Source organism: Citricoccus sp. (genome assembly GCF_035445025.1).
Classification (GTDB): domain Bacteria; phylum Actinomycetota; class Actinomycetes; order Actinomycetales; family Micrococcaceae; genus Citricoccus.
This window is the reverse complement of the sequence record NZ_DAOMPX010000165.1, coordinates 1-1,711: the sequence shown is the minus strand read 5'-3', so window position 1 is coordinate 1,711 and position 1,711 is coordinate 1. Positions and strand designations below refer to the sequence as shown.

Below are 1,711 nucleotides of genomic sequence, written 5' to 3'. Positions count from 1 at the left end.
GGCCGTACTTGTGGGGAAACCGGGTGGAGACTGTGAGATCGCTGGCAGTCCTGGCCGGACGGACCCCTCAGGCGACCAGGGGCAGTCCCACGATCCTCCGGTAGCGCTCCATCCTGGCCTCTGGACGGCCCCCGGCGGTCCCGGTGACCCCCGGCCGGACGGGCACCGCGTCCGGTGCCGCTGCCGGGGTCCCCACCGGGCCCTGTTCTGCCGGAGTGACCTGCGCCAGGTGGTCGCCGATGCGCTCCCGCAGGCCCGCCAGGAACTCCTCATTGCCCGCCGCACCCCCGGCCGGGTAGGCCACGACCTCGTCGACGATCCCGAGGCGGAGCAGTCCCCCGAGACCAATCCCCTGGTGACGGGCGACCCGGGGTGCCAGGTCCGGGGTACGGTGGACGATCGCGCTCGCCCCCTCGGGAGGCAGGGGCGAGATCCATGCGTGGCTCGAGGCCACCGTCCGGTCCGCCGGCAACAGCGCCAGCGCCGCCCCGCCGCATCCCTGCCCGAGCAGGACCGAGACCGTGGGCACCTGGAGCGCCGTCAGGTCGCCCAGCGTCCGGGCGATCTGCCCGGCCAGCCCGCCCTCCTCGGCGGCCGCGGAGAGGGTCGCGCCCGGGGTGTCGATCACCGTCACCACGGCAAGCCCCAGTTCCCCGGCCAGTCGTATCCCCCGGCGCGCGATGCGCAGGGAGTCCGGCCCCAGGGGCCGACCGGGATCTCCCGTCTGGCCGACGACCACCGCATTGAGGCGACCGAACCGCGCGAGCACGACGCCCACACCGGATTCTGCCGCCCCCTCGGCCGTACCGCTCAACGGCAGCACGTCGCCCAGGGAGCGCACCAGGTCCTGGAAGCGCGGATACCGTGCGTCCCGGGTGGCCAGGACGGCGTCCCAGGGGTTCGTCGGGACCGCGGCCCGCACCGCAACCTGGGAGGCGGGCGGGGATCCCGTGACGTCCCCGGCCGGGCTCCCGCCGTCGGGTGCGGACATCAGGCCTAGGGCCCGGTCGAGCACGGACCGGATCTGCGACGGGGAGACGACCGCATCGACCAGCCCGACGTCCGCGAGGTTCTCCGCCCGCTGGACGCCCTCGGGAATCGCCTCCCCGGTGATGGCCTCCACCGCCCGCGGTCCCAGGAACCCCACCAGGGCCCCGGGTTCCGCGAACGTCACGTGGCCGAGTGACCCCCAGGACGCCATGACGCCTCCGGTGGTGGGATGACGCAGGTAGACGAGGTAGGCACGTCCGGTCTCACGGAACACCCGCAGGGCCTCGGCGATGTCCAGCATCGCCAGGAACGCGTGAGTACCCTCCTGCATGCGGGTCCCACCCGACGACGGCGCCGCCACCACGGGCAGTCCCTCACGGGCCGCCCGCCGGAAGGCGGCGGCGATCCTGCGCGCGGTCAGGACGCCGATCGTCCCGCCCAGGAACCGGAAGTCGCTGGCGATCACACCCACCGGGCGACCCCCGATCGTGGCGCGACCGGTGACGACGGCCTCGTCCAGTCCCGTCACCTCGCGCGCCCGGCCGAGGTCCCGGGCATAGTCCTCCTCGAGGTGCCCGTGGTCCACCGGGTCGTCCCAGGACTGGAAGGTTCCCGGGTCCACGAGGATGTCCAGGACCTCGGCGGCCCCCTGCAGGGCCCGGTCCGGGGCGGCGATCACCGGCCCGCCCCTCTCGAGCCCGCCGCGCTCGAGAAAGGGCCC

1 protein-coding gene is annotated in these 1,711 nt (G+C 74.5%); it reads right to left on the bottom strand.

Features of this window, described 5'->3' with window-relative positions; genetic code table 11:
- Positions 1-67: 67 nt before the first annotated feature.
- Positions 68-1,711: carboxyl transferase domain-containing protein (locus PLJ28_RS15880; RefSeq protein ID WP_324590444.1), on the bottom strand; the 1,644-nt coding region annotated here is incomplete at its 5' end.